Here is a 2,438-nt window from a genome sequence, read left to right on the forward strand (position 1 = left end):
GGCCAGCGCATCCCGCGCCGCATCCATCCATAGGAGAACAGATATGCGAGGTTTGTACCTGGTGACCCCGAACTGGGACGACACCGACCGCCTGCTGGCCGTGACGGAGCAGGCGCTGCGCGCCGGCGCCGCGCTGATCCAGTACCGCCACAAGGATGCGGGGCCGGCGCTGCGCCGCGAACAGGCCTCTGCCCTGCTCGCGCTGTGCCGCCGCAACGGCCGGCCGCTGGTCATCAACGACCACGTCGCGTTGTGCACCGAGCTCGATGCGGACGGCATCCACGTGGGCGGCCTCGATGCGCCGGTGGCGGCGGTGCGGGGGCTCGTCGGCCCGGACAAGATCGTGGGCGCGTCGTGCTACGGCGACCTGGAACTGGCGCGCCGCGCGCAGGGCGCGGGCGCGAGCTATGTCGCGTTCGGCGGTTTTTATCCGTCGCTCGTGAAGAAGTATGCGGTGACGACGCCGCCGGACATCGTCCTGCAGGCCAAGGCCAGCCTGTGCGTGCCGGTGGTCGTGATTGGCGGGATGACGCCGGCGAACGCGCGGCCGCTCGTGTCGCGCGGGGCCGATGTGGTCGCGGCGATCAGCAGCGTGGTGCAGGCGCCGGATCCGTATTCGGCGGCGCGGGAGTTCGTCGGGCTCTTCTGAACCCGACGAACGGTGGAACGCGTTACGCCTTCGCCAGCTTGAACTGCGCCAGTTCACCGGTCAGGTACCCGACCGCCGCCCCGAACTTGTCCTTGTAATTGGCCTTGATGAGCGGCTCCAGCGTGCCCTTGACACCGGCGTGGATGCCGCCCCAGTCGCCCGGATGCTGGAAGTTGCTCATGATGTAGGTCCAGCCATTGACGTCGTCGACGGCATGCAGGCCCGTCGACTCGCCGCCCGCCGGCACGGACAGCAGGCGAGAAAGCTGCTTCGTGTCGACGTTGTACGCCCACAGGAAGTTGTTCACGTGCTGGCTGCTGTCCTCGCCGATGAACAGCGTGCGCATCTTTTCCGAAAACTTCAGGTTGTCCGGGTTGCCCACCTTGTCCGGGTTGGCCGTGTTGCCGAGGGCGTCGGCGGCGATGTCTTCGCCGACCAGCAGCGCCTTCGTATCCGCCGGCATCCACTCGCTGTTGATGGCGTTGCCGGCCGTGTCCTTCTGGCCGCCCTTCAGGTTCAGCATCATGACGGCGCCCGCGTTCAGCGCCTTCGGGATCGAGATGCCGTTGCCCGGCACGTTCAGCGCGTTACCGGCGACCATCGAGCTCTGGCAGTTCTGCAGGGCCGAGTAGACGATCTTGTCCTTGATGTTGACGGTGGTGCCTTCCATCTTCGTGAAGCCCATCGATGCGCCGACGAGGGCGGCGTAGCGGTGCGTCTCCAGGAACGCGGCCGCCTTTTCCATGCCGGCCTTCACCTTGATCCACTCGACGCGGCCGTTGGCGGTGACCTTCGTGTAGGTGGCATCCGCCGGGTCGGTGGTCTTGACGTCCATGATGTCGGCCGGTTTCAGCGACGCGGCCAGCGAGCGGATCTCGGCGCTCGTCGCGGCACCCAGCTTGATCCACGTGAGCGGTGCGGCGGCTGCGGCCGGGTCCAGCGAGAAGCCGGTACCGACCTTGGCCACGTACAGCGTGCCCGCCGACAGGTCTTTTTCCTTGTCGGCCACGAACGCGAAGTAGCCGCTGTTGGTGGCGTCGTCGCCCATGATCACGGTGCGGTTGTCCGGCATGACCTGCACCAGCTCGTGCGAGATGCGGCCGAGGCAGTAGTGCTTCTTGATCGATGCGGTGCCGTCCGCGTTGACCGTCACTTCCGGCAGGTGGCCGTAGTTGTACGGGTTCGCCTTCGTCTCGTCGCCGTACAGGTTCTTGCTGAAGGCCTTGAATTGCGCATCGGAGGCGGCGAGGTAGGCGTTCGGCTCGTACTCCTCGCTCGACAAATGGGTGCCCCACGGCGACAGGCTCGCGCCGCACGTGATCCACAGGCCGTTCACGCTGGAGGTGTCGACGTTGTGGTACTTCACGAGCGTCAGCTTGCCGGTGGTCTTGTCCTGGTCGAGGGTCAGCACGGCGATCGGCGACGGCAGCCGGCCGTACATGTCGGTCTTGCCGTCCTGCGCCCACGTCGTGTACTCGAACTGCACGACGGCGAACACGGTATTGCCCTTCACGCCCGCCACGTTCGCGTTCGGCACCGTCAGCAGCGACGTGCCGTCCGGCGAGTCCGAGAAGAACTGGCGCTCCTTGCCGGCGACGGTGGTGTCGACGATCGGCTTGTTGTTGATGTCGTAGTAGCCGCCCGCGAGGATGGTGCCGCCGCTGCCGTTCGGGACCATGTCGCCCGTGATGAAGAACGGTTGATACGACAGCTTGAAATCGAGCTTGCTGCTGTCGCTGAAGTTGACCGTCATCGTCGAGCCGACGGAGGTCGTCGCCATCGCGGCGGC

At 66.3% G+C, this 2,438-nt stretch carries 2 protein-coding genes; one reads left to right on the forward strand and one right to left on the reverse strand.

Going from position 1 to position 2,438, the window contains the following annotated elements; genetic code table 11:
* Positions 1–43: 43 nt before the first annotated feature.
* The gene (gene thiE, locus ACEN88_RS29375; RefSeq protein ID WP_413345378.1) at positions 44–649 is read left to right on the forward strand and encodes a thiamine phosphate synthase; all 606 of its coding nucleotides are present in this window, start codon (positions 44–46) and stop codon (positions 647–649) included.
* A gap of 22 nt (positions 650–671) precedes the next feature.
* Here thiE and ACEN88_RS29380 read toward each other — a convergent pair.
* Positions 672–2,438 (reverse strand): PhoX family protein (locus tag ACEN88_RS29380; protein WP_413345380.1); only part of this gene is annotated, 1,767 nt, incomplete at its 5' end.

The sequence above is a fragment of the Massilia sp. CT11-108 genome (genome assembly GCF_047302915.1).
Lineage (GTDB): Bacteria > Pseudomonadota > Gammaproteobacteria > Burkholderiales > Burkholderiaceae_D > Telluria > Telluria orientalis.

Bases quoted from the DNA above. Each gene is read 5' to 3' on its own strand.
- thiE (WP_413345378.1), top strand. From the start codon at position 44: ATGCGAGGTTTGTACCTGGTGACCCCGAACTGGGACGACACCGACCGC.